Source organism: Weissella kandleri, from assembly GCF_001438705.1.
Lineage (GTDB): Bacteria > Bacillota > Bacilli > Lactobacillales > Lactobacillaceae > Weissella > Weissella kandleri.
Genome location: NZ_JQBP01000002.1, coordinates 164020 through 189295, shown reverse-complemented (window position 1 = coordinate 189295; position 25276 = coordinate 164020). Strand labels below are relative to the sequence as shown.

Below are 25276 nucleotides of genomic sequence, written 5' to 3'. Positions count from 1 at the left end.
GCCCAGGTTAACACCTGAGCTTTTTTAATTTGTCGCCTCCGTCGCCGATTAAGTTTAAAATTCGAAAATTTCATTTTTAACCGGCACTTGAACCGGCAAACCTTGTGCTTTTAAAGCGTCCGCGAGCCGTTCAGGTTTGAACGAATGCCAAGGTAAAGTCAATTTAGCGTGCACTGCCTGCGCAATTTGTACTAAATCAGTCGTTTTCGCATGCCCACTCGCGCCCAACAGTTCTAGTGCGACTTGCCGCTGTTTTAAATACCTCACTAGTGCTTGATAGCGTGGATCATAATCGCCCAAAGGTTCACCATTTAAATGCAGATAACGAAATGGTTGCGTAAAATGATTCAATTCACGTAAATCTTTAAAATGATTCTGTACCACATAAGCTTGCGGATTTTGTTCAATCGCATCCCAAGTAACATCTTGATTTAAAACTAATGCATCAATCTGCAAAACGTCTTGTAGGATTTGACTGAACTCTTGATCCCAAACAATTTGCCGACCAGCACTCTGCGCTGATTGAATCAAGGCCGCCAAACGTTCCACATTCCGTTCATATGGATTAATTACAACTAATTTTGGACTTGCCACTAAAATCTTTTGAAAGTGTTCCTGTAAAGTTTGCTCCGTAAAGCCTGCTGTCTTATCGTCGTTATCAAAACTAAATTCTGTGCCTTCTAACAACAACAAATCAACGGTTTCTTGTTGTAATAGGTTAACCCAATGTGTCACCCGCTCCGGATGTGGACCATTCCAGCGCACATCTCCACTATGCACAAAAGTATGCTCTCCGTCAGATACCTTTAACATTAAGGCCCCCGCTTCATCATGATCACTAACATATCCGGTCACAGTCAAGTTTCCAAACTGATAAGGGATATTTGGCTCTAAAAGATGCAATTTAGCATTGGACGGCGCTGTCTCTAAACCTTGTTGCACCAAACTCTGATACAATTTATAACTCATTGGACTCATATACACATCAGTTGCTCGCGTTAAATATTTTAACGCTCCCATATGATCAAGATGCAGATGAGAAATGAAAACAACTGGTTGTTCTTCTCGCGTCTTTTCATTCGTAAACAAGTTCGGTACTTGAGGCAAGAGCCCCTCCGCATATAAATCGGAGGCGGTTGGGAGGTGGGGAGCAAAATTTACGCCTAAATCCATGATTAATTGTGTTGAACCATTGGTAAAACTAACCACATTGCCCCCAATCGTATCAATCCCATTTAAAATTTGTACCGTTGTCATTACTTATTATCCTTAATGGTTTTTTCTGTTTGTTGATTCAACGTCTTCAAAGCCTCTTTGGCTGGGGTATGCTTGGTAATCATCTTGTCAACCGTGGCTGTCAAATTATTTCGATATTCTTGATAACCAGGGAAAGCTGCATCCGAGAAACCATACTGCAAAGAATCAGCTCCGGCTGTGGCCAAAGGATTATCCTTCAAGTATTGGTTATACTGCTTTGAATTCGCCGCCTTCTTAGTGATTGGCAAATAGCCCGTCTTTTCCGCCCACTTTGCCGTTTGCTTATCAGACGTCAAGAATTTCATAAAGGCAAAGGCCCCAGCTGCTTCCTTCTTATTCGCTTGTGATGTTAACACAAGGTTATTTCCCGCAAATGGGGTTGCTCGCTTACCTTGATATTCTGGTACAACTGCCGTTCCCCAATCAAAATCATCCGGAACTGCTTTTTTAGTTGCACTCACTCCCGCTGATGATGAGAAACTCAAAGCTGTCTTACCATTCACAAAATTATTAGTTCCATACATATCTGAACCAGCAGTCATTGCATACCCTTTATCCAGCATGCCATTAAGCATGTCTGCTGCTTGGACTGCATCCTTAGAATCAGCTTTTACATGACCTTTTTTGTCCACAATTTGGTTTCCAGTTGAATGAACTAAGCCGTCCCACTCCATGTCATATGACTTATCAAAACCAACCGTTGCAATCCCATCGGCAGCCAAAGTTGGCGCCATTTTTTGAATATCATCCCATGTTTTAGGTACTTCAAGATTATATTTATCTAAAATGGTCTTGTTATACAACATCACCCGCACTGAGGCCGAAAATGGCATAGCATAGTAATGTCCATCATACTTCGTTTGTTCTAAGAAGCCAGGGTAAATATTTTTTAAATCCTTCTTACTCCAACCATCTTTACCTTTAATTTGTTTATCTAAGTTTTGAACAATGCCCTGTTTGGCATAATCAGGCACTTGCGTATACGTAGCTTGCGATACGACCGGTAATGTTTTTGACTTCGCAGCTGCCATCACTTTTTGGTTCAAAGTCGTATAATCTCCTTGCCCTGTCGCAACCACGCGATACTTCTTTTGTGACGCATTGAAGGCCTTCACCTCATCTTGAAAAGCATCATTATAATTTCCATTCATCGCATGCCACACTGTCACCTTGGTTGGTTTGCTAGCAGCTTTTGCTGTCACTGGCAAAATTGCTGTTAAAGAACTAGCTGCTAAGAGTGCAACGGCTGACCCAACAGCCAATTTTTTGAAGGTTTGATTCATGATGTTAATCCTTTCATATTCATATACTACTTCTGCAACACTACCAATCCACCATGTCTCTTAGGGCCCCTTAAGACACCGCTTTATCAGCAGTCATCAACTTACTTGTTTAAAACATGTCAGCTGATGACCACCCTAAAGTGATCCCTCTTTTAACCTTTCAAACCGTTATTACTAATCCCAGCAACGACGTATTTATTGAAGCAAATATATAGCAACGCCATTGGTAAAATCACAAAGGTTGAGGCCGCCATTAATTCAGGATAATTAATTCCAGAATCTGTTGAAAAAGCTTGTAGCCCGACCGGTAACGTCCGCATCGTCTCACTATTTGTCACAATTAACGGCCACATAAATGAATTCCACGAACCAATTACTTGGAGCAATCCGATTGCTGTAATCGAAGATTTCGCATTAGGCACTAGCACTGACCACAAAAATTGCCAATCACTGGCCCCATCAATCCGGGCAGCATAATATAACTGATCTGGAATCGTATTAAAACTTTGGCGTAACGTAAAGACAGCAAAGAAACTGCCCAACCAGGGTAAGATTAACGCCCCATACGTATTAATTAAATGAAACTGCGAAAGGGTCACGAAATTGGGAATAATTAACATTTCCACTGGCACCATCATCGTTGCTAATAAAATCGTAAATAAAAGATTTTTACCCGCAAAATTGAGCTTTGAAAAGGCAAACGCCGCTAAAATCGCGGTGAAAATTTGCCCGACAGTGGTCACCGCCGCGACAATCACGGAATTGATTAAATAACGTAAAAATGGTGCAGCATACCAAGCATTCACCCAGTTTTCCCAGACTAAATGCTTAGGCCACCAAGTCACCGGCGTTTGTAAGGATTCAAACCCGGTTTTAAAAGCCGTACTAATCATCCAAAAAAAAGGCAACAGCATGGTAATCGCGCCTAAGCTCAAAAGACCATAAACAACGACTTGTTTGATTGTTTTTTTCATCTTTTTCACTCCTTAATAATGTACATGCTTTTTACTAAACCACATTTGCACCAAGGTCACTAACAAAATTAAGATAAACAACACCACCCCAGTGGCTGCCGCTTGCCCATATTTATTTTGTTCATAGAAAGCGCGATAAAGATAATAAACTAACGTCATCGCTGAGCCAGCAGGTCCAGGTTGACCGCCGTACAATGCATAAACCTCATCAAACACTTTAAATGAAGCAATCACCGCATTAACCGTTACCAAAAAGGTCATTGGTGAAATCATCGGCACTGTAATATGCCACCATTGTTGCAGGGGTTTTGCTCCGTCTAAATGAGCTGCATCGTAGATTCTTTGATCAACATTATTTAATGCTACCAAGAATAGCATGATATTAAAGCCTAAACCTTTCCAAATAGCCAAAATAATCAGAGCCAACAACGCATAATGCGGATCATTTAACCAATCAATAGGATTAATCCCAATCCAACCCAATAAAACATTTAACAAACCAGCATCTTTGTTATAAATCCACCGCCACACCATGGAAATGGCGACGACTGACGTCACAAATGGTAAAAAGTAAATCGTGCGGAAAAGATTAGACAGCCATTTAATTTGATTCAACAAAGTGGCAATCAACAATGACAGGATAACTTCAACTGGTACCACTCCCACAACAAAAATCAAAGTATTTTCCAGGGCATCGTGGAACGTTGGGTCACTAAAAATCGTCGTGAAATTATTTAGTCCGAGGGCTCCAACCTCATTGGTGAAAAAATTATATTCGGTAAAAAAGCTCATGGCAAAACTTGAGACAATCGGGTATAAATTAAAGACTCCAATAATCAAAAGTAATGGTAAAACATACAACCATCCTTTTAAACTCTCTTTAAGTGTTGGTTTATGATTATTCATCATATGCTGGTACCTCATTAAAATGTGGATAGATCCGCTTACCTCGTTCATCAAAGCCGTATAAATATGGCAACTTAATATACGTCATCAAAGGCCGATTTAATGCGAGCACCGGTCCTAAATCGGTCACTTCCAAAAGCTGATCATTTAACCGTAATTGAACCTGCTGTTCACGCCCGAAATGTTGCTCCTGCACGACTTCCACCCGTGCTTGCAAGAACGGATCGTCCGTTGGCTGTAAAGCAAATGCTTCCGGTCGAATCCCCAACGTTTGCACACTTTTGGCTGCTTGACCGAAAACAGCAGGTAAGGCATCAGCCAACGTTTGAGCAGGAATCAAGTTCAAGGCCGGTTCACCGATAAAACTTGCTACGAATTGATTGGTTGGATCAGTATATAAGGTTTGGGCTGGCGCAAATTGTTGAATCACGCCATCATTTAGAACCATAATTTGATCAGCAATATGCATAGCTTCACTTTGATCATGAGTCACAAAGATCGTCGTAACGCCGGTTTCTTGCTGAATACGGCGGATTTCTTGGCGCATTTCGACACGCAAACGCGCATCTAAATTCGATAATGGCTCGTCAAGCAACAACAAGTTCGGTTCTTTTGCTAAGGCACGTGCAATCGCCACCCGCTGTTGTTGACCACCAGATAACGCCGCTGGTTTTTTACTGATTTGCGATTCGACTCGAACCAACTTTGCTAAGTCTATCGCTTTTTGGCGACGCTTAGCCTTGGGCATTTTCGCCATTTTCATGGGAAACATAATATTTTCTAACACCGTCATATGTGGATACAACGCATAATTTTGGAAAACCATTCCCACGCCCCGTTGCAAAGCATCTTGTTTCGTAACATTTTCCCGGCCAAACAAGACATCCCCGCTCGTGGGCTGCAATAACCCCGAGATTAAATTCAAGGTTGTCGATTTACCACCACCGGAAGGTCCCAATAAAGCAATTAATTGCCCAGACGGTATTTCAAAATCCATATCATGAAGCACTTCGCTCCCATTCGGATAGGTTAACGTGACATGTTTAAACGTAACTTCCAAAACGTTTCCTCTACTTTCTCTATTTTCCTTCGCGTTCATTTCGAGATTAAATCAGCTATTCTTCAGGCTGCACCTGTTGGTAACCAATCGTTGTGATATTATGCGGCTGAGAAATTTCTAGCTGGGGATGCTGCACCAAATAATTGATTATTAATTCTGATGTGGATTGTTGCACCTCACGTACAATTTTATCCGGCCGATACATCGGATAATTTCCAGCGCCTCCAGCCCGGTAGCTATTTAATGCCACTTCGTATTTTTGTTTTAAATCAAGTGGTTGCCCTTGGACCGTCACCTTTTGCACGCGTTGATTCATCGGTTGACTTAAATCCAAAGTATATTCAATCCCACTCCAAAGATCATAATTATAATGCTGTGTTTTAGGGTGTAAAAACAACGGATTAATAATTAATTCTTGCTGGCTATTCACTTGAAAATAACGCGCGCTAACTTCCAACGCATCTTTAATATCTTGACCACTTAAGCGTTCCACAACTAACGTATTCGGATAAATGTAATTGGTCATGACATCGCGCCGTGTCACCATGTCATCAAGCCCACGCACTTCATTATTAAAAAGCGCAGTATTGGCAATTTGAGTTTGCCCATATGCCATCTGCACCTGATTTACTAATTCAACAAAGGGATGACCGTATAGACGAGCTTGTTTATGATTGTGAATTAACATATTATGACCCACATGCCCAACCGGTTGATCCAACCAGTTGTTCACTTTTGCTTGTTTTATCTGGGTTAATGTATGTATTTTTTCATCAACACCGGCATGTCCACTATCAAGCAATTGCGCATCGGCATCGATCACCTGATGTTTGGTATTCAAATCCAAAGTAATCGCGCCCACGTCCTCACCGCGATATCCAGGTTGCGTCGTTGGTACACCAGCGACTACTTCTGCCAAGCGGCGATGCTGATGCCCCGTAACCAAAGCATCTACGTCTGATAATTGCAGTAATTGATACCCTTGATTTTCCCCAGTCACCCGTTCCAACTTCTCACCAGTTGTTAAATCTTCGGCAAATCCACCATGATAGGCAATGACAATCACATCAACTTGCGGTTTAAGCTCTTGAATATATTGCTTAGCAACGTCGACCGGATCGGCAAAAACTAAACCTTGAATATGTTCGGCCGTCTCCCAATGTGGAATAAACTTGGTCGTCAAACCAATTACCCCAACCTTATAACCATGCTGTTTAAAGATCCGGTAAGGCTCGCCTAAAAAGGGACGTTGTGTCGTTTCATCGAGAATATTAGCATTCAAAACTGGTAAATCTTGCAGAACTTGTTCTAAATAGGTCCGCCCATAATTAAATTCATGATTACCTAAAACATGCACATCATATTGCAGAGCTTGACTCAACTGGTTGAAAAATGTGCGAGTCTGCGTCACCGGCTGTAGCGTCAAATACTCCATAAACGGTGAACCTTGAATAAAATCACCATTCTCAATCCGGATTACCAGCTGATCATCTTGTTCGGTCTCCGATTTTAAAACCGTTGCCGCCTTTTCTAAGCCCAATGCTTGATTCGTTAATGGACGGCGAAAATCATCTGCTTGTAAATAGCCATGGACGTCGGAAGTCGATAGTATCTTAATCCGCATGCGCCCCTCCTTTGCAAGTTAACTTAGCGTTATGTTTGATAAAAAATAAATTTATTCCACTAATTATTTTACTAGGAAATAGCGAACTTTTCAAGCGTTATTTAATTATAAATAACCCTTGACAAAGCAGAATACGAACATTAAAAGTTATTTAATCGCCAAAAGATACATTTATCCAAAAATAACGCTTTGTTATAATTTTGTAAAATTTGCCGTTATCGTCGGTTTAAAGCCTTTCTTTGAAAATCTGCAAAAATTAATAACCGAAAGTCTCAAATTAATTTTTAATCGCTTAATAGTAAATAAAAAATCATCAACCCCATGGGTCCATGATTTAAAATTATGCTTTTTTCGATTTTATTCTGCAGCTTGCGCGGCCACCTGCCAAAAATTAAATTCATCTTGATATGATTGCTGATAAATCTTTTGCAAACCATGCCAATCGTCAGCGGTCAACTGGGGCAAAACTTGTTGTAAGTCAGCATTAATAACCCGCCAAAACCATTCAACTAATTGCTGATATTCAAGCCCCGCATAATAATCAAACCAACCATGATACGTGGTAGCCGCTTGTTGTTGAAATTTAACCGCAATTAAATAATATGATTCAATGCATGGCAATAAAGCAACCAGTCCGGATAAGGGCTGCCACTTGTCGTCTAAAGCCAGCTTTAAATGTAATAAATAATCCTGATTCACGGAATCTTTTGCAATTTTTGCAACACCTGACCCAGGACGTAATGTGGCATGAGCATCCGCCTCTGCTTCACCCAAAACCGGCAATTGCATTTGCCATTGCGGTGCAACTTGAGCCACGACTTGATCAAAATATGCATCAAATGCTTGTAAATAATATTGATCTTGCGCCACATAATAATCACGCTGCCTTTGGGTGAGCTCCCCAGTTACCATTCCTTGAATAAATGCGTTCTGCTCAATTTGTCCTAATATTGTTATCTTATTTTGCATTTGTTTGCCAACTCTTTCGCATTGCTTGCACCATTGCCACCGGGTCTGGCGCCTGGGTCAACAACGACACCACTGCCACCCCATCTAAGCCGGACTGGGCTAAACTTTTTAAATCACTTAACTTAATGCCACCAATCCCTACGGTCGCATGATGGTTATGTTCCAACAACGTTTTCAACCGCCTTAACCCTAATGCCGGTGCCGCATCTACCTTCGTCTGCGTCGGCATCAATGGCCCGACTCCAAGGTAATCCACAGCTAATGCTTGTGCAGCTTTCATTTCGGTTAAATTGCGGACTGAGAGGCCCACCCAAAAATTCGCTGATTTATGCCGTAAAACTTGCTCGATCGCTAAATCATCTTGTCCCACATGCACGCCAGCGGCTTGTACGGTCAAAGCTAAATCTAAATCATCATTAATAATCACGGGCACATTGAATTGTTGCCCCAAGTGCACTAATTTTTGCACTAACTGTAAGCGCTCGTCTGCATTTTGATAGGTATAGCCTTTATCCCGAAATTGGTAAAGCGTAATGCCTGCCTGCATCAAAGTCACAATCCGTTCGGTAAATTCCGCCAAGGTCAATTGCGCATAGTCTTGTGGTCCTGCCACTAAATACCTCGCCAAACGTTCTTTCTCCATCTTGAAACCTCCCGCTGTTAACCAGCAACCCAGTGATTCAATGGTCCGTGACCATGACCAACAGCAATACTCTCGCCAATTGCTGCCTGCATGAACGCTTTCGCTTGGGGCATAATCGTCGTTAAAGCTTGACCTTGCGCTAACTTAGCCGTAATATAGGCGGCCAAAGTATCCCCTGTCCCATGCGTGCGGACCGTATCAATTCGCGGACTGGTGTACCAATGAAAATCACCATCAGCTGTTAGCAAAACATCACTAACTTCTGTCCCAGCGAAATGCCCACCTTTAATCAAAACATTTTTTGGACCCATCGCTTGTAATTCCAAAGCGGCGGCTTCAATCGTCTCACTTTGCGTTAGCTGCCGGCCTAATAAAGTTTCGGCTTCCGCTAAATTCGGTGTAATCAGTTCTGCCAAAGGAAACAAACTCGTTTTAACTTTTTGAATTGCTAAGGGTTCTAATAAAGTTGCCCCCCCTTTGGCCACCATAACCGGATCCACCACCAAATGATAAACCGGGTAACGCTTCAAGCCGGCAACAACTGCCTCAACCCGTTCTGCATCAAATAAAGCCCCCGTTTTTACAGCTTTAATTTCCAAATCTTCAAACACCGCTTGAAATTGTTGTGCAATTATTTGCGTATCAATCGGCTGGATTCCTTGGACCCCCAGTGTGTTTTGTGCCGTGACCCCGGTAATAATACTAGCGGCATAGACACGCTCTTGGTGAAAAGTCTTTAAATCAGCATTCACCCCGGCCCCACCGCTGGAATCGATACCTGCAATTGTTGCAACTTGTGGTACTTGAATCATTGTTCTGCCTCCTTAATTTCAATCTAAATCTAATGCTGCATCATCAATCCAACTCAATTCATCAAGTAAACAGGCTGGTAATTGCCCCGGATGTTGTCCAATACGCTGACTGGCCCGTGCGCCAGCGACCGCCATACATTGCGCAGCCGCCACAGCCGCTTGAAAAGAATCTTCTGCCACAGCCAAAAAGCAGCCGGTCAAACTAGATAACACATCCCCCATCCCAACATTTTGAGCCAACATCGGGTTTGAACGGGTTTGAGTCACCCAATGATCACGATCGGCGATGACATCAACAGGACCTGATTGCAAAATAACGGCGCCCGTCCGTTCACTCGCCTGTTGAGCAATTGTTCCATCAACCGCTACATCCTGAGCAGCATCAATGCCCTTACCTTGCCCTTTAACCTGGGCAAACCAAGCAATTTCAGCGGCATTGCCGCGAATCACCGTAAATTGAACCGCTTGCAATAATTGCTGCACCATTTGACTACGTTGTGGTAAGCCCACGCCCACAGGGTCCAAAACAACGGGAACCCCCTGAGCATTCGCTGATTTTCCTAACTGTAACATCAATTCCATGCCGGCAGCATTCCAAGTTCCCAAATTGATCACCACAGCCTGGCTTGCCGCAACTAATTCCTCAATTTCTGGCAAGGCTTGGGTCATTAATGGCGAGCCCCCCAACATACTAATACTATCAGCCACCCGCTGTTGCGTGACTGTATTAGCATAATTTAACACCATAGGCTGCGTTGCCCGAATTCGCTCAATTAACATCTTTCAATCCTCCTTCGTTCCTCGACCACCTTTTTAAACCAGTCAATAAAAGACCCCATCAACTGCTCTTGCGATAAATTGATAGGGTCTACCCGAATTCGATTCATCACTTTCCTCCGCAAGTCTTAACTCAATCAGGTTCAAAGGGTCCGGTTTCCCGTCTCAGCACATATGCTCCCCTAGTGGATCTTTTATTTAATTATTGAAACATCTTTAGTCTAGCATATTTTTTTCGAAAAAAAAAGCATAGGCACCGTGCACCTATGCTTCAACCATTAAGCTTAATGCTCAACAGCTTGTAATTCTTGATTGTTATCGAGTTGTGACTTGCCAGCCAAGCCCTTCTTTTGCAAAACCACCATTGAAAGCCAAAGCAAGACCAAACCAATCAAAGTGAAAATTGTCAAAATAATAACTGATTGACTGATTTGTTCAGATCCCAATCCAGACGTAATTCCTTGACGTAATCCAAGAATTGAATACGTCATTGGTAAATATGGATGGACGGCATTGTAGAAGTGGTTTGTAACTTCCATTGGGAAAGTTCCACCAGAGCCACCCAATTGCAACATCAAGAGAACCATCGCCAAGAAACGGCCCGGGTTATCAAGAGCCATTGACAAGAACATAACAATTGCCATTGAAGCCAACGCATACATCACCGAAATCGTAAAGACTTGCGCTGGGTGATCAAAATTCAAACCAGCTAGCATCATCAAACCTGGTTCAATCAAGCCCATTGCAACGGCCATAATTCCACCAACCATTATTTTGCTGAAGAACCATGCCGTGGCTGATTGTCCAGTCATTGAAATCTTACGGATTGGGAAAGCAAAGTTAAAGACAATTGCTCCAACGAACAAAGCGACTGACAAAACATATGGGGCCAAAGCATGTCCGTAATTTGGAACATTACTATAATGTGAATGCTTCAATTCTGAAGGGGCGGCAAACTGTTCGGCATTTTTCTGACCCAATTTAATTGAGCCAACTTGATCTGAACCAGCCTTTAAGGCCTTACTTAACACTCCACTACCATCAGCTAATTGACTTGAACCATCCAAAAGGGCACTCGAGTTACCCGCTAATTGGTTGGTTCCTAAGGCCAATTGATCAACCCCATTCGTTAGGGTTGGAATTTGTGCCTGCATTTGACTCAAACCACCAAAGAGGGCCTGTGAACCATTAGCTAATTGACTAACGCCACCAGTCAAAGCTGGTACTTGCCCATTCAACTGTTGCGTTCCATTCGCTAATTGCTGAGCCCCACTGTTTAATTGACCAGACTTCTGATTCAATTGAGCTGAACCACTAGCCAAGGCGTCAACTGATGCCGTGTACTTTTGCATTAATGCTGGCATGTTCTTCGTGCCATCCTGCAAATCCTCAATCCCTTGTTTCAACGTATCCATGCCAGCAACTAAGCCAGGATTTTTCGCGTCACCTGGTACGCCATCTAATCCCGTTTGAATCTGCTTCAAGCTTTGCAACATCACTGCAGATTGTTGCATCGCATCTGCCAACTTTTGCAAGTCTTGACTTGAAACTTGACCTTGCACAGTCGTAGCCACTCCAGCCACAATTTGATTAGCTTCATCAACAGCACTAGCTTTCAACTGTTGCGTCAATCCCGCTTTAATCTGATCTTCTTTATCTGAAGGAAAGGTGACGCCAGCCGCTTTTTCGGTATCGATGATATCTTGCGCCTTGATACTATAATCTTGCCCAGCCACTTTGTCGATAATTGGTTGCAAAGCAATGTCCAAGTGAGCAAAAGTATCTTGCAGGCCTTGCAATTGCTTTTGGGCTGCTTGATAACTAGCTAAAGCTTCTTGATACTTTTGATCTGATGCCAAAGTCGGATTATCATCTAACTTCTTTTGCATCGCCTTTAAGCCAGCATCAATTTGCGAACTCCCAGCTTGTAATGCAGTAACTCCATCGGCCAACTTAACCACCTGACCATTAATATTCAAGTCATTACCAGTTTTTGAAAGCTGACCAAGACCATTGCTGAGTGTTCCAACCCCACTCGTGTATTGACCTAGCCCAGTTTGTAATGCTTCTGATCCAGCTTCCAATTGCTGGGTCCCAGCGGCTAATTCACCGGTTTTACCATTTAAGGTCTGCAATCCGGTGTTCAACTGTCCTGAACCAGCAGCTAATTGGTTGACACCACTAGCTAGCGGTGTGACGCCCGTCTTTAAGGTCATCACCCCGTCATTAACTTGATCAACCCCTGAAGTATAGACTTTTAATCCGTCGGTCAAAGCAACAGACCCATCATTTAATTGTTGAGCCCCCGTTGCGGCGTCCTTAAAGCCTTTACCAGCCTCTTTGACTTGATCAAACATCGTATTGGCATAGGCCGTCGTGACTGCTTGACGTACTTGCGTATTTAAGGTTGATGCCCCGACTTCACTGATAACTTCTCCGATGTAATTCAAAGAATCATTCGTTTTAAATTGAATTTGCATCTTCTTTGGTTCGTTATCTAAAACGGAAGTTGCATTCTTTGAAAAGTTCTCAGGTAAGGTAATTACTGAATAATATTCTTGGTCTTTCATACCTTGTTCCGCCTTTTCAGGGGAAACAAAGCGCCAACCAAGCTGCTTATTTTTCCGTAATTCCTTGACCATATCATCGCCCGCGTGCATCTTTTGCCCATTGAATTCAACGGCTTGGTCTTTATTGACCACCGCAATTGGCAAATTTTGCGTTGTTCCATATGGATCCCATACAGATTTCAAGAAGAAAATACTGTACATAAATGGAATGAACATAATCGCGAGTAATGAAATGGCAATGAGTTTATTCTTGAAAATAAACTTAAATTCATTTTTAATCATTTTCATGATTGAAATACTCTCTCTTTCTTTCCTGCTATTTAAAAGCAATAATAAATAAAATAATAACTCTAACTAGGGTAGTATAGTTTGAACCGAAAAACAACCGTAAACTTTAAATTTCGTTAAGTTTTTTGACGAAAACGGTTACTTATGAAAAACGAAATTTTTCGACCCTCAAGTCATTTAAGTCCAAAAATAAATCATTTCTTTATTTAGCCTTATTTATATTTTAAAAGACGGCTTGTCCATCTGTCTATACGAAATTAAAAGCACTTCACCACCGGATAATCCAAATGGTAAAGCGCTTTGTTTTAATTCAAATTGAAACTATCATTTTAGGCGGCATACATTATGCCTAAATTTTATTCAGGAATATTCGCCACAGGAACTAGACCACCCTTAGTTACCTTAAAGATTCCTTGTGTAATCTTTTGATGATATACATGCTTCATCATTGTTGTGAAAGTAGCATGTTCTTCTGGGATAACGACATATTGATAATGATTAAGAACATGTTCAAATTCTGCATTAGACATCATAAAATTCTCTCGAGCAATTACGTTGTCAGAATAGAAATAATATTTTCCTACATACCCAGCATACATATTCTGGACATCGTTGGGGTGAATATCAACTAATAAAACTTGATTGTCGTTATATCGCATATTCTGTGAAGTCATTTTGGACAATTGGACGGGTAATGCGTCTTTATTTAAGGCTTGATTGAATTTCAGACCGTTAATTTCAGAAAACATCAAGATTGTTGCAAAAGCAGTAAGAACTATTCCACTAGTTTGATATAACTTTTTAGTTGAAATTGATTGATAAGAACGGATCCCCCGTTTTTTAATATCAATCTCAAACATAGATGTATCCATAGCATTAACAATTACCATCCCTGCTAATAACATATTTAGCATCACCATGCTTGATAAATAACGTTCCGATCCATCGAGATTGATTGCTTCAGCATAAGGCATCGACACAATATACATTCCAAAAACGCTAATATAGTAAATAACAAAGCTTACATCAATCGCTATTAAACTAGAAAATAAATGACTTCTCTTTTTCAAAAAGAGCCGGATTATAATCCACGAAATAATTAACACGAAATTAATTAATATCACACCCTTAGTTGAAAGCGAATTAAAACTAAATATCTGTTCTAAAAATTTGTGTCCAATCTTACTAATCGTTGCAGTGCTTTCACTATTAAGCTGGTCTTGATAAGCTTGCACACTAATCTCATGCTTTGAAACTGCTTGGAAAGCCGTATGAACATGCTGGCTCCACCAGAAAAATAATAAATAACTTAATCCTAATGGAACCAAGGCTTCTCCAAATCCAAAAGCCCATCTTTTGAACCAATTTCCTTGAACATCATGTACAATACTATAAATTAAGTATGCCATTAACATTACAACGTACATTGCACCTGAATTTTTAATTAACAACAACTCGCTACTAAATAAAAAGGTTAAAAGCAACTGTAACCAACGTTTTTCCCGATAAGTATAAACTGCCGCAAAACCAGCTGCAGCGATAACCGGTATCACAAAATCAACTAATAGATTATCCATCCGAATAGATATGTTAAAAACGTTTAATAACGCAAGAATTAAACAAAGAACATAAGTAATCGTTGCTCGTGTTCGATCTCGTACCACTGAAAACACACCGTATAATCCCGCCCATATGACAATAAATTGACCTAAAAGCATACCGCCTTCACTAAAGCCCAACCATGTTACAAATTGCGTAATAAATAAAGCCATGGCCGGCGGATATGATGTAAACGAAATGATTTGATCACTAGATACAGGTAAATGACCTTGAGTAAATAAATATTTAACAATAATCGCCCAGTGTGAATAATTATCGTAGTGAATCAAAGGACTATTATAGATAACAATTCCAAATACAATTCCAAAAAAGAACATCCAAAAATCAAAATAATGTAACCCTTCCCTAGCTACATCTGATTTTTTTAAGAATAACATCAGCAGCCCAAAAACAAACAAACAGGCACCTAAGATAATCACCAAGCGCATTCCCACCCTTAAATAATTAAACATGGCAAATACGTACAACATCATAGTTTGTATGATGAATGATGTTATCCAAACTAAATATCGATTAATCCCACACATATTAAGGATTATGGCATAGCCGATCTGAGCTATGATAAAAATTATTAAACCTACTAGTGACACGGTAATTACCTACTATTCTTATTAAATTTTTTCATAATACTTCGTTCAATTTTATTCAAATGGAAAATTATATTTAAATTCAATTCATCTAAAGTAGTTAACCAATTATCTTGTTCTGCAGCAACAAATTTATTTTGCCCATCGTAAATTAATTCTAGATAATGATTACGATCTTCATTATTTTTAATTTCACTAACCAAGCCATACCATTTTTCGGCTCCTTGACCACTAGATCGCATTACTAATCCATCAAAATGAATTGGATACGATTTATGGTATAAAATGCCCTCTACTTTTTGTCCGCGTTCTAAAACGGCACGTGAATCTTCATTACATAATTCCATAGATAGACCCGCATCTGAAACGTCCCGCGTTTTAAATGGAAGCCACTCACCGTTATATTTAATTTTACCGCTCGTTTTACGCATAAAGCGCTCACTTTTACGATTAATATTTCTTTTCATAGAAATAAAGACACAAAAACTTAAGTTAATAAATTGCATCAATAACCAAAAAGTAATAACACTTCCATACAAAATCTCTGAGCCCCACTTACCATAATTAAATATTATAATGGAAAACAATGTTAAGCCCCAAAGAATTAAATAAGGAATCGAGTACAATTTATCTTTCCAAGAAAAATTAACTTTTTTATCAGTCACCTTAAACTTTTTTGCGCGAATACCAATTGTCTCCAAAATAACTGGCAAAAAAATGTAAGGAGCAAAAAAAGTTTCTTGTATCTCTCCCCAACGTTCATTTCGAATATTTGTAGGTGTATCTCCTAAGACGTGATGCAGAGAGAAATAACCTGGGGCCCAAAAAATCATCAATAACCAAAAATTAGCATTAACTACCTGAATATGAAAAAGTGCGTACAAAATTGGCGCAATAATAAATATTAATCGCCGGAAAAATGACCACCAGTATAACCAAGTGTTAATCAAAATGATCCGATTCAAAAAAGTTATATTAGGATTGGTAAAAATATGCATATTTTTACCACTACGAATCACTCCCCGTGCCCAACGAACACGTTGCTTGATGACACTTTTAATATCAACCGGCGTAATTCCACTGGAAACTGCAACCTCAGTCGCTAGGCTAATATATCCTGCACTATTAATGCGAGCCCCTAGTTCAAAATCTTCCGTAATAGTATCTGTTGGGAACAGTCCAACACGATCAACACTTTCTCGTAAAAACACTGCATTGGATCCCGTAAATAAGGCATGACCGCTTGCACCATTTAAAACATTTATATCGCGCGAAAAATAATCTTGCTCATTGACGACTGAACTTTCTAAAAATAAATTAAATTGAAAAATATCAGCATTATAAAAACTTTGCGGTGTTTGTATAAACCCTATTTTTTCAGTATTATCTGGATCACTTTTTAAGTCAGCAAAATTTTTAGTGAAAAATGGCACGCTTGCCATTAGGTAATTAGAAAACGGAATCATATCAGCATCAAAAACGGTTAAGAGTGTTGAATTCAACTGTCTCAATGCATTATTGATATTACCTGCTTTTGCATCCTTATTATTTTCCATACCAATATATTGAACACTGTATTCATCAGCCAATGCCTTAACGTCGGGGCGATTTCCATCATCAGCTATCACAATATTAACTAATTTAGGATCGGGATATTCCATAAATTTAGCTGCATTTACAGTTTTTCGTAATAAATCAACCTCTTCATTGTGCGTTACGATAATGACATCTATACTAGGAGCTGGCTCGTTTAAATCAAACTTTGGATCTTCAATTTTTTTATCACTTTTATCTTTCATAAGACGAAAAATGATCAGAAGAAAGGCGGTGAAACTAGAAAGAATCTCACTAGTGACCAAAAGAAGCGCAAATAATAATGTGAAAAATGAAGCTGTCCACGGAATGGTGAAAAAAATTCGCCAGATTAGATACATAACCGTCAAAAAAATTGCTAAAAAATATTGTATTTTTTTCTTAATTCCCATTTTTAATTTGATCCTTTTTTAGCATTTTTAAAAATAAAATCTCGTTGAATTCGATAACTAATCAAAAACAACCCGAAATCCACAACTATTTTAACCAACATAGGGGTAACGTTAGTATTATTTGGGATCAATTGTGTGAAAAAGTCGGTCATGAAACCTGAAATAAACATTTGTACTATAAAAAGGCTTCCGTACTTAATTAAAGTATTTTGCCCATTTTTATCGAAAACAACATTCCGATTTAAACTGTAATTAACTACGGCAGACATCAATCTGGAAACTACAGTTGCTATTAATACCGTTTTCAAAACATGATTATTAAAAATAAGAATAGTTACTTCAAAAAGTAAAATATCAACTAAAAACGAAATTAAACTACTTGCAGCAAATTTTAAAAATCTGGAATAAATGGATAATGAATCACGTATCACTCGAAAATGTGAAGATTTATTGCCATCAATATAAATTGTAGGGATCGGTTGCTCAACTATTTTTATACTATTTGTGCTAGCCTGTAAAAGCATGTCAAACTCAAACTGAAATCGGTCACCATCAAAGTCTATTAATTTCTGAGCATAATCCTTGGGGATAATTCTAAGTCCCGTTTGAGTATCCGAAATATTCTGATGTGCAACATATTTCACCAATTTACTCGTTAAAATATTACCAAATTGGCTACGCAGTGGTATTTTATTAGTAAACTGGCGAACGCCTAATACTAAAGCATTATTATTTTGATCAAACGCCTCTAAACAATCGTTTAAAGCCCCCACTGTGTGCTGACCATCAGAATCTAACGTAGCAATTCCATCTATGTCATGATTATATTTAATCAAAGTTTGAAAACCAGTTTTCAGAGCGGCTCCTTTACCTAAATTTTTGATATGGTGTTGCACATGAATTTTAGGATTGTTAAGTTGCTTAATTTGTTGAAATATATCCTGGCTTCCTTCATCACTACCATCATCAACTATTAGAATCGAATTAAATGGATGAGCTTTAGTAATCAAGTCCTTAATTAACATAATCAATTTTTGATCAGGATTCAGCGCAGGTATTAAAATACTATAATTTTTCATGAATAACTTAAGTACCTTCCGTATTATTAGTAATATTATGCGATCATTGTAACCTATTTATTATGTGTTTAACATCACAATTAATAACATTATCTTTTGTGCTATTTAATTGTCATAAAAATTACAATGTGATGCATTAACCCTTTAAAACACCAAGTCTATAACATGTTTTATAATTAAATTTACATCATTTAATGAAAAACTAGCGCTGCTTGAAAACGTTTAACTTAAACGTAATTTTAAATTGCATGCATAGCTGCATTTGTAAAGTCATATGGGGTTTTCATTTCAGTTGAATCCCAAGAAACGGCAGCCGTTTGCAAAGATATAGCAGTACCATTGAATGATTTTGATTCATTTAATATAATTTTAAAGTTTTCTTCAATACGCATGGCTACCGTATATGCGCCTTCTAAATCAGTATATAAAAGTTGTGCCCAGATAATGTCATCCCCATCATTAAGTAAATAAGAAATATCATTTCCTCGCTTACTTACGTTCAAAGACTCGGTTACCATATCAATTAGCGCATTTAATTGATTCTCGCTCATAACGCTTCGTAACTGCTTCAAAGAATTAATTTTGATTAAAACAGTACTCGTAGGAATTATAAACCGACGACTGGTTTCTATAAAAACACCTGCATCTTGAATAAACGCTTCGTTTGTTCGTAAACGATTTTTTTCACGAAAAGTACCTTGGTTGATCATTTCTTCCGGCATCTCCTTATCCTTAAAGTCAATTGCGTGTATATCTTTAACCATCAAATTCAGCAAGCTCAATAAAATAGTTGGTGCCATCAACCAGTAGATGAAAATTAAGTTAAATCCCACATTTTTCGCAACATGCAGATAAAATAGGTATAAAATTTGTATAGTAATGAATATTGCATCAGAAACAGACCCGATAAGCAGTCCGCCGAATAATGCCAATATAATAGTTATAGCTATCAATCCTAAATAAGTAATATTAAATAATAAACTTTCTGATGTTATTGTCATTTTAGCAGTAATCAACATGACAACAATAAAAAATGAGAAACACACCTTATTTAATACTAACACCTGTTTACCTTTATTTCCCATTCGTTATCTCCCTACAACTATCTTATAAATCTTGTATTTATGTAGTAGCTCAATTTAAATTAATTCAGCATTACAAATTATACCTCATTTAGGTATCCTATTATACTCATATACAGATTTTAATGAAAGTCAACCTATTAAAAATGATGTTAGAAGCTATTTTTCTAACATCATTTCTTTATTGCCACGGTATTGTTACGTCACTATCAACTTGCCACGCCCCGTTGGTATCAACTGTCCCCATGCGCAATTCTACATTTTGACCGTCACCTCGATCAGTCACTAGCGCTTTTTGAAAAGTGCCATCTGCATCAGCCGGCGTCACAAAAGTGAAATTCGTGCCGTCACTGCTATTTAACATCCACTGTCCGCCGCCAAGCGGATCATTTTGTTCAACTAAAGCTTGCGCCGCATTTCCATCAATCACAGCTACATTATCTGCAACCGGGGTCGCACTACTAGTTTGTGCTGTTTCATCTTTTTCTTGAGCCTGCGTCTTTGGCTTCGTTGGCTTATGATTCGCCTTTTCGGCCTTTTGATTGCGTTTGACAGCATGCTGTTCATTTTGCTTAATTTGATTTTGAGCTTGGGTTTGATCATACTGCCACCAATAATAACCACCCGCGCATACGATTACCAACAAAAGCAATTCTAACAAATATCGACCCCAATGACGCTTAGGGTGCTTCTTTTGCTCAGCCGCATTGCGTGACTCACGAACCTTTTGTGGATTATTTTTTCCTTCGACTGATAAAGCAATTAATTCTACCTGGATTGCCCGTTCTTTCAGACGGTCATAATCTGCCTGTGAGAGGGCGCCTACGTCAAGTAGCTCTTTATATCGTTTTAATTCTTGAACTTGATCGTCCGTCATGCTGTTATCCTCGCCTTTTACACCATTTAATTCTTCAAAGTATTACACCACATTAATTTTATTATAGATGAGCCCAGATTCTTTTGCATGCTATCTCAAAAATCATATCCTTTTCTTTAGAATTAAATCAACTTTTTTACAAAACAAAAAGTCCAACCACGTTACCGTCATTGAACCTTAATCATTAATTAATTATTTATTTTCCAAAACATTCTTTGAAACAACATTCATGTTGTCATCAAAGTCATATACCAATGGTTGTCCATTTGCAATTTCAACACCTAAGATATCATCATCTGAAATGTTTTCAATGTGCTTAACCAAGGCACGCAATGAGTTACCGTGAGCGGCAATCAAAACGTTCTTTCCAGCTTGCAAATCCTTTTCGATATTTGAAGTCCAAAATGGCAAGACACGTTCCAAAGTAACTTTCAAATTTTCACCGTATGGCAATTCACCTTCAGGAACATCTGCATAACGCCGATCAAAGGCTGGGTAAGTCTTACCCAAAACTTCAACCGTCTCAGTTTGTTCAGTCAACAATGGTGGCAAAACATCATATGAACGACGCCATTGGTGCACTTGCTCGTCACCATACTTTGCAGCGGCATCAGCCTTGTTCAAACCTTGCAAAGCTCCGTAATGCCGTTCGTTCAAACGCCATGTCTTATCTTCAGGAATAAACATTTGTCCAGCTTCTTCCAAAGCATAGTGCAAAGTTGTAATCGCACGCGTCAAAACTGAAGTATAAGCTTGGTCAAATTGAATTCCTTCCTTGGCCAACATTGCTCCAGCTTCTTTGGCTTGAGCGACTCCCTTATCAGATAGCTTTGTATCTACCCAACCATTAAATAAATTCAAAGCGTTCCACTCTGATTGTCCGTGACGAATCAAAACTAATTTAGCCATTCTTTGTTTACCTCTTTCTGAATCAATATGTGAATATTATACCAAAAAAACACATGGTTGACGAGTAGATTCTAACGCTCATCAATAAATGGCGCTGACCTGTGTCAGCACATAATTCGATTATTGCAGCTGACCATCTCGAATTTGCAAGCTCGACGAATGCACAATGCCACGCGCCGTTGGGAAATAATCATTAATAATCGTATTAATGGCAATCGGCGCCTCTCCTAAACCAGTAGCAATTAATTCAGCCTTATTTTCATACTCGGCTGCATCACCAATCGCAAACACGCGTGGAATCGAGGTCCGCAATTGTTGATTCACTAACATTTTTTGCCGAGCGAGGGCTGGCTGAATTGTCCACTGTTCCACCACCCGATTATCAGACCGGAAGCCATAACTCGGTAAAATATAATCTGCCACTAACGTCTGCGTCTTGGTGCCATGGACTTCATGCACCGCTGCTACCAACTTTTGTTCGGAATTTTGCTCAATTGCTTCTACTGCATACGGCGTCATAACTGAAACCCCGTTGCTTGATAGCTGTTGCACAGCATGCTCTAACGCCCGAAATTGTTGACGTCGATGCACTAAAGTTACATGCGCAGCAGTTTTAGTCAGCTGATTAGCTAGATCAACCGCAGTATCTCCACCACCCAACACTAATACATCACGCTGATGATATTTATCTAGGTCAGTTAAAACATAATCAATCCCCCCACTCACAGAAGGTTGTGCTAATGTTTCCGGCAAATAGCGTGGCTGAAAAGCTCCTTTACCGGTCGCCACGATAACTGCCTGTGCTTCAATCGTTTCTTGTTGATCTGTAACCACCGTAACATGATCCAAGCTAGCCTGAACATCAATGACCGTCGTCGCTAATTGTAAATGTGAATTTAATTGCGTTCTTTGCTGTTCTAAATTTTCCACCAATGCATCACCACTGATACCAAATAGACCGGGAACATCCAGAATTTCTTTATACGGATATAAATTTTGTGGTTGTCCCCCTACAACTGACAAACTTTCAATTACTACAGTATTCAATTCACGTAATCCTGCATAATAGGCCGCAAACAGACCAACCGGCCCCGCTCCAATAATTACTAAATCCATTTGACGCGTTTTCATCATGTTTCCCCTTTCCAAGATGAATCAAATCTCCCTTCTTAGTACACGTAAAATGGTTCAAATTCATCCATATTCAACCCAGGCACTTGATCAATCAGCAAAACCTGAACTTGTTGCGTCCCGCCCATAATTTCATCAAACTTTTCTTCAAATTTAGGTAAAGTTTGTTGCAAACCCACTTGACTGTCACCATTTAAAATCAACAATGATTGCATGGGCTGCTTGGATGGTGCATCCGCCTTACCCACAAAATATCCATCGGGCATTTTCATCCAAAGCATATACATTTCACTAATAACACCATGCATGTCGTCAGCTAAGCCCATCAATTCAGCTTGCAAACTAGTTGGAATATTTTCGGCCGTCACAATTTCAAGCTCTGGGGTTTCGCCCGACTCTTGATAATGAGTTTTGACATGTTGATGCCCATCTTGAGTATAGATTTCCAGCATGTATTCAATATTTTCACGCGTGATTTCCATGCCTTCTTCCGAAAAAGGATTCATCACTAATTTATTCAATGTTGGATCTTGCTTAAACATTTCAACAAATTGCGCAAAGGGAAATTGTACTACCATAACGTCTGGTTCCCATGGTTGCGGTGTTGCTTGATAATTTTTATCATCAGTAAAAATTGGTAAAATTGGTTCACCATCCGTGTCCATTAATGACACAAATTGCAGTGGTTCACCCGGTTCGACTGTAACAGTCCCGTCCGCAGCACGCTTAGCCCCTGCTGGCACTTGCACAGGCGTTAAGAATTGCGCATTCAACAAGGCCAATTCAAATTCAGTTTGAAACTTCGGCGTTTGCTTAGCTCTAAAATGGTCTAAAGCATTTAATAATTCAGCGTTATTTAATTCAATCATTGATTAGTCTCCATTAAATATAATTACTTCATTTTAACACTTTTTTCCAGTTCTTTAATCATCCACTCACCATTTAAAATCCAAAACTTACCAGTTACACACTTCATCTGGCTCCTGATAATAAAAAAGCGCCTTTCCACCAGGCCAAGCCTGTTGAATCGCCGCTTTTTTGCTGTCGCACGCCTCCAAAGAAAGACCCACGTTTTAATTTTTTAATGATTATATTCATCAGCCCATTCATGAATTGACCGCATCACCGGACGCATTGCTTCACCTCGTTGTGTCAATTGATAAATTGCTCGACTTGATTCCAGACCAACTTTGCGTTCCAAAATATTAGCCCGTTCCAACTCCTTCAGACGTTCTACTAATACCCGATCTGAACAAGCTTCAACTCGTGTTGCTAAATCCTTAAAGCGTTGTGGACCTGCAAGTAACAATGATTCAATAATTAATCCATTCCACTTACGCCCTAAGATATCAAAGGTTGCCACAAATTTATCACATAATTTTGCTTGATTTTGTTGTTCCATCATCACTGTCCCCTCTCGCTTCATCAAGTTATTTGACAAGCATAACTTTATGAAACCAGCTCCATCTTAAGACCGACGTCGGACCCAACGTAGGGTGGACAAGGTCATTAATCGATCGGTCACCGGATTCAAAAAATCACTCACAGCCGTCCAATCGTCAACTATATTCAAAACAAAGCTCTCCCAATAGTGTGGCATCGCCCAAGTCGATCCCCACATGTGTTTTAAAATAATATCTTTTTCCATGTTTGACAAGGGCGTTAATTTTTCAGCATTACGCAAACTGACACGCGGATGAATAAAAGCATGTGTGCCAAGTTCGAACTTAGTTTCGCGCCAATCATAGTAAAAAAGATCATGCAAAATTCCAGCCCGTGCGAGCGCAGTCGCGTTTAAACCTAACCGCAGCCCGACCCGATAGCTCAAATATGAAACATCAATGGAATGCGTTAAGCGATCCGAATGATGATGCTGCGGATAATTCACTAATTCTTGCACTTCTTGATGCGCCAACAAGTCATCCACAATGGCCCGATATACTCGGTCATTTTGCCATGCCTTTTGCTTCATGCTTTTGCCCCCACCTTTATCAAAACATATAAATACCAAAGAAGCTTAATGCTTCAATGTGTACATCGCAATTCCAGCCGCCACTCCGACATTCAAGGACTCCGCATGTCCAGATAATGGAATATACAAATTTTTCGAGGTTAATTTTGCTAACTCTGGGTCCATGCCTTGACCCTCATTGCCCATAATTAACGCAAAATTCGTTGCTGGTTGAACCTGAAAAATATCAACAGCTTCTGGATTTAATTGCGTCCCATAAACTGTAAAATCATTACGGGTAAACTCTGGAATCCAGGTGTGTAAATCACCCACCGTTAATTCCAAGTGGAACTGTGAACCTTGCATTGCCCGCACTGCTTTTGGGGTATAAGGATCAACTGAACCTTGACCAAAGACTACTCCCGCAAAACCTGCTGCATCTGCAGTCCGCACCATCGTTCCCACATTACCAGGGTCTTGAATCGCATCCAAGAACAACCATGCTCCATCATGGATATACTTTGGATCACGATATGAGCTTGGAAGGGAAACTTCGGCAAAAATACCTTGAGGCGTAACTAAATCAGATAGCTTCTTCGCGATATCATCTGCAATGACAAAAACGGGAACTCCTTGTGGGAAATCAACTTCGTGTTCTTTAAATTGATCTTCTGTCGCCATTAACGCATGCAATTTACCATTCGCGTGAATCGCTTCTTGGACCAAGTGCCAACCGTCAAGTAAGTATGTTTGACTCGCTTGGCGGCCTTTTTTTGTTTGTAATTTCGTCCAGGCTTTTACCCGGGAATTTTGATTTGAATTTATTTTTTCCATATCATCATTATACGTCAAGTTTAATGAAATTCATAGCTAAAACAATGAGTTTTCTCAT

22 protein-coding genes and 1 riboswitch are annotated in these 25276 nt (G+C 39.6%); all 22 genes read right to left on the bottom strand.

Translation table 11 applies throughout. The features are described 5' to 3' along the window. Window positions 1-54: 54 nt before the first annotated feature. Window positions 55-1257: an MBL fold metallo-hydrolase gene (locus IV73_RS02520; RefSeq protein WP_057754424.1), complete on the bottom strand. Its 1203-nt coding sequence runs from the start codon at window positions 1255-1257 to the stop codon at window positions 55-57. Then, window positions 1257-2540 carry an ABC transporter substrate-binding protein gene (locus tag IV73_RS02515; RefSeq protein ID WP_057754420.1) on the bottom strand — a complete coding sequence of 428 codons (1284 nt, stop codon included), beginning with the start codon at window positions 2538-2540 and terminating at the stop codon, window positions 1257-1259. Before IV73_RS02515 ends, IV73_RS02520 begins: the two co-directional genes overlap by 1 nt. Window positions 2541-2692: 152 nt before the next feature. Further along, window positions 2693-3514: a carbohydrate ABC transporter permease gene (locus tag IV73_RS02510; RefSeq protein ID WP_057754418.1), complete on the bottom strand. Its 822-nt coding sequence runs from the start codon at window positions 3512-3514 to the stop codon at window positions 2693-2695. 12 nt (window positions 3515-3526) lie between these two features. Then, window positions 3527-4420, bottom strand: a complete 894-nt coding sequence (locus IV73_RS02505) for a carbohydrate ABC transporter permease (RefSeq protein ID WP_057754793.1) — start codon at window positions 4418-4420, stop codon at window positions 3527-3529. Then, a complete protein-coding gene (locus IV73_RS02500; RefSeq protein WP_057754416.1) occupies window positions 4413-5480 on the bottom strand; it encodes an ATP-binding cassette domain-containing protein in 1068 nt (355 codons plus the stop codon). Before IV73_RS02500 ends, IV73_RS02505 begins: the two co-directional genes overlap by 8 nt. Before the next feature lie 55 nt (window positions 5481-5535). Next, window positions 5536-7104 carry a bifunctional metallophosphatase/5'-nucleotidase gene (locus IV73_RS02495; RefSeq protein ID WP_057754413.1) on the bottom strand — a complete coding sequence of 523 codons (1569 nt, stop codon included), beginning with the start codon at window positions 7102-7104 and terminating at the stop codon, window positions 5536-5538. A 357-nt stretch (window positions 7105-7461) separates the two neighbouring features. Next, window positions 7462-8073, bottom strand: a complete 612-nt coding sequence (locus tag IV73_RS02490) for a thiaminase II/PqqC family protein (RefSeq protein WP_057754410.1) — start codon at window positions 8071-8073, stop codon at window positions 7462-7464. Then, window positions 8063-8716, bottom strand: coding sequence for a thiamine phosphate synthase (thiE, locus tag IV73_RS02485; RefSeq protein WP_057754408.1), 654 nt, complete (start codon window positions 8714-8716; stop codon window positions 8063-8065). Before thiE ends, IV73_RS02490 begins: the two co-directional genes overlap by 11 nt. 17 nt (window positions 8717-8733) lie before the next feature. Beyond that, window positions 8734-9528: a bifunctional hydroxymethylpyrimidine kinase/phosphomethylpyrimidine kinase gene (thiD, locus tag IV73_RS02480; protein ID WP_057754405.1), complete on the bottom strand. Its 795-nt coding sequence runs from the start codon at window positions 9526-9528 to the stop codon at window positions 8734-8736. A gap of 18 nt (window positions 9529-9546) precedes the next feature. Next, complete coding sequence (thiM, locus tag IV73_RS02475) at window positions 9547-10308, bottom strand: hydroxyethylthiazole kinase (protein WP_057754402.1); 762 nt, start codon at window positions 10306-10308, stop codon at window positions 9547-9549. Window positions 10309-10402: 94 nt separating this feature from the next. Then, window positions 10403-10499: riboswitch (TPP riboswitch) on the bottom strand. Between the two features lie 90 nt (window positions 10500-10589). Beyond that, on the bottom strand, window positions 10590-13163 hold the full coding sequence (locus IV73_RS02470; protein WP_057754399.1) for a YhgE/Pip domain-containing protein: 2574 nt from the start codon (window positions 13161-13163) through the stop codon (window positions 10590-10592). Between the two features lie 356 nt (window positions 13164-13519). Beyond that, window positions 13520-15211, bottom strand: coding sequence for an ArnT family glycosyltransferase (locus IV73_RS02465; RefSeq protein ID WP_236697720.1), 1692 nt, complete (start codon window positions 15209-15211; stop codon window positions 13520-13522). Between the two features lie 167 nt (window positions 15212-15378). Beyond that, window positions 15379-17169: a glycosyltransferase family 2 protein gene (locus IV73_RS02460; RefSeq protein WP_236697719.1), complete on the bottom strand. Its 1791-nt coding sequence runs from the start codon at window positions 17167-17169 to the stop codon at window positions 15379-15381. A gap of 188 nt (window positions 17170-17357) precedes the next feature. Further along, window positions 17358-18434: a bifunctional glycosyltransferase family 2/GtrA family protein gene (locus IV73_RS02455; RefSeq protein ID WP_057754391.1), complete on the bottom strand. Its 1077-nt coding sequence runs from the start codon at window positions 18432-18434 to the stop codon at window positions 17358-17360. Between the two features lie 239 nt (window positions 18435-18673). After that, window positions 18674-19519 carry a hypothetical protein gene (locus IV73_RS02450; protein WP_057754388.1) on the bottom strand — a complete coding sequence of 282 codons (846 nt, stop codon included), beginning with the start codon at window positions 19517-19519 and terminating at the stop codon, window positions 18674-18676. Window positions 19520-19697: 178 nt separating this feature from the next. Beyond that, a complete protein-coding gene (locus IV73_RS02445) occupies window positions 19698-20393 on the bottom strand; it encodes a hypothetical protein (protein WP_057754385.1) in 696 nt (231 codons plus the stop codon). A gap of 192 nt (window positions 20394-20585) precedes the next feature. Further along, entirely contained in the window at window positions 20586-21302 is a 717-nt protein-coding gene (gene gpmA, locus IV73_RS02440) for a 2,3-diphosphoglycerate-dependent phosphoglycerate mutase (RefSeq protein ID WP_057754382.1), read from the bottom strand. A gap of 120 nt (window positions 21303-21422) precedes the next feature. Next, a complete protein-coding gene (locus tag IV73_RS02435; protein ID WP_236697718.1) occupies window positions 21423-22433 on the bottom strand; it encodes an NAD(P)/FAD-dependent oxidoreductase in 1011 nt (336 codons plus the stop codon). A 38-nt stretch (window positions 22434-22471) separates the two neighbouring features. Beyond that, window positions 22472-23302 (bottom strand): SseB family protein, encoded by an 831-nt coding sequence (locus IV73_RS02430; RefSeq protein WP_057754376.1) that lies wholly within the window; start codon window positions 23300-23302, stop codon window positions 22472-22474. 212 nt (window positions 23303-23514) lie between these two features. After that, the gene (locus tag IV73_RS02425) at window positions 23515-23835 is read right to left on the bottom strand and encodes a winged helix-turn-helix transcriptional regulator (RefSeq protein WP_057754373.1); all 321 of its coding nucleotides are present in this window, start codon (window positions 23833-23835) and stop codon (window positions 23515-23517) included. A 66-nt stretch (window positions 23836-23901) separates the two neighbouring features. Next, window positions 23902-24405: an HD domain-containing protein gene (locus tag IV73_RS02420; protein WP_057754370.1), complete on the bottom strand. Its 504-nt coding sequence runs from the start codon at window positions 24403-24405 to the stop codon at window positions 23902-23904. A gap of 45 nt (window positions 24406-24450) precedes the next feature. Next, window positions 24451-25218 carry a TrmH family RNA methyltransferase gene (locus IV73_RS02415; protein WP_057754790.1) on the bottom strand — a complete coding sequence of 256 codons (768 nt, stop codon included), beginning with the start codon at window positions 25216-25218 and terminating at the stop codon, window positions 24451-24453. Window positions 25219-25276: the final 58 nt, after the last annotated feature.

Excerpts from the sequence above, each read along its gene's own strand:
- IV73_RS02520 (WP_057754424.1), bottom strand. The coding sequence starts at position 1,257 with ATGACAACGGTACAAATTTTAAATGGGATTGATACGATTGGGGGCAAT.
- IV73_RS02515 (WP_057754420.1), bottom strand. The coding sequence starts at position 2,540 with ATGAATCAAACCTTCAAAAAATTGGCTGTTGGGTCAGCCGTTGCACTC.
- IV73_RS02510 (WP_057754418.1), bottom strand. The coding sequence starts at position 3,514 with ATGAAAAAAACAATCAAACAAGTCGTTGTTTATGGTCTTTTGAGCTTA.
- IV73_RS02505 (WP_057754793.1), bottom strand. The coding sequence starts at position 4,420 with ATGAATAATCATAAACCAACACTTAAAGAGAGTTTAAAAGGATGGTTG.
- IV73_RS02495 (WP_057754413.1), bottom strand. The coding sequence starts at position 7,104 with ATGCGGATTAAGATACTATCGACTTCCGACGTCCATGGCTATTTACAA.
- IV73_RS02490 (WP_057754410.1), bottom strand. The coding sequence starts at position 8,073 with ATGCAAAATAAGATAACAATATTAGGACAAATTGAGCAGAACGCATTT.
- thiE (WP_057754408.1), bottom strand. The coding sequence starts at position 8,716 with ATGGAGAAAGAACGTTTGGCGAGGTATTTAGTGGCAGGACCACAAGAC.
- thiD (WP_057754405.1), bottom strand. The coding sequence starts at position 9,528 with ATGATTCAAGTACCACAAGTTGCAACAATTGCAGGTATCGATTCCAGC.
- thiM (WP_057754402.1), bottom strand. The coding sequence starts at position 10,308 with ATGTTAATTGAGCGAATTCGGGCAACGCAGCCTATGGTGTTAAATTAT.
- IV73_RS02470 (WP_057754399.1), bottom strand. The coding sequence starts at position 13,163 with ATGAAAATGATTAAAAATGAATTTAAGTTTATTTTCAAGAATAAACTC.
- IV73_RS02465 (WP_236697720.1), bottom strand. The coding sequence starts at position 15,211 with ATGCGCTTGGTGATTATCTTAGGTGCCTGTTTGTTTGTTTTTGGGCTG.
- IV73_RS02460 (WP_236697719.1), bottom strand. The coding sequence starts at position 17,169 with ATGAAAGATAAAAGTGATAAAAAAATTGAAGATCCAAAGTTTGATTTA.
- IV73_RS02455 (WP_057754391.1), bottom strand. The coding sequence starts at position 18,434 with ATGAAAAATTATAGTATTTTAATACCTGCGCTGAATCCTGATCAAAAA.
- IV73_RS02450 (WP_057754388.1), bottom strand. The coding sequence starts at position 19,519 with ATGGGAAATAAAGGTAAACAGGTGTTAGTATTAAATAAGGTGTGTTTC.
- IV73_RS02445 (WP_057754385.1), bottom strand. The coding sequence starts at position 20,393 with ATGACGGACGATCAAGTTCAAGAATTAAAACGATATAAAGAGCTACTT.
- gpmA (WP_057754382.1), bottom strand. The coding sequence starts at position 21,302 with ATGGCTAAATTAGTTTTGATTCGTCACGGACAATCAGAGTGGAACGCT.
- IV73_RS02435 (WP_236697718.1), bottom strand. The coding sequence starts at position 22,433 with ATGAAAACGCGTCAAATGGATTTAGTAATTATTGGAGCGGGGCCGGTT.
- IV73_RS02430 (WP_057754376.1), bottom strand. The coding sequence starts at position 23,302 with ATGATTGAATTAAATAACGCTGAATTATTAAATGCTTTAGACCATTTT.
- IV73_RS02425 (WP_057754373.1), bottom strand. The coding sequence starts at position 23,835 with ATGGAACAACAAAATCAAGCAAAATTATGTGATAAATTTGTGGCAACC.
- IV73_RS02420 (WP_057754370.1), bottom strand. The coding sequence starts at position 24,405 with ATGAAGCAAAAGGCATGGCAAAATGACCGAGTATATCGGGCCATTGTG.
- IV73_RS02415 (WP_057754790.1), bottom strand. The coding sequence starts at position 25,218 with ATGGAAAAAATAAATTCAAATCAAAATTCCCGGGTAAAAGCCTGGACG.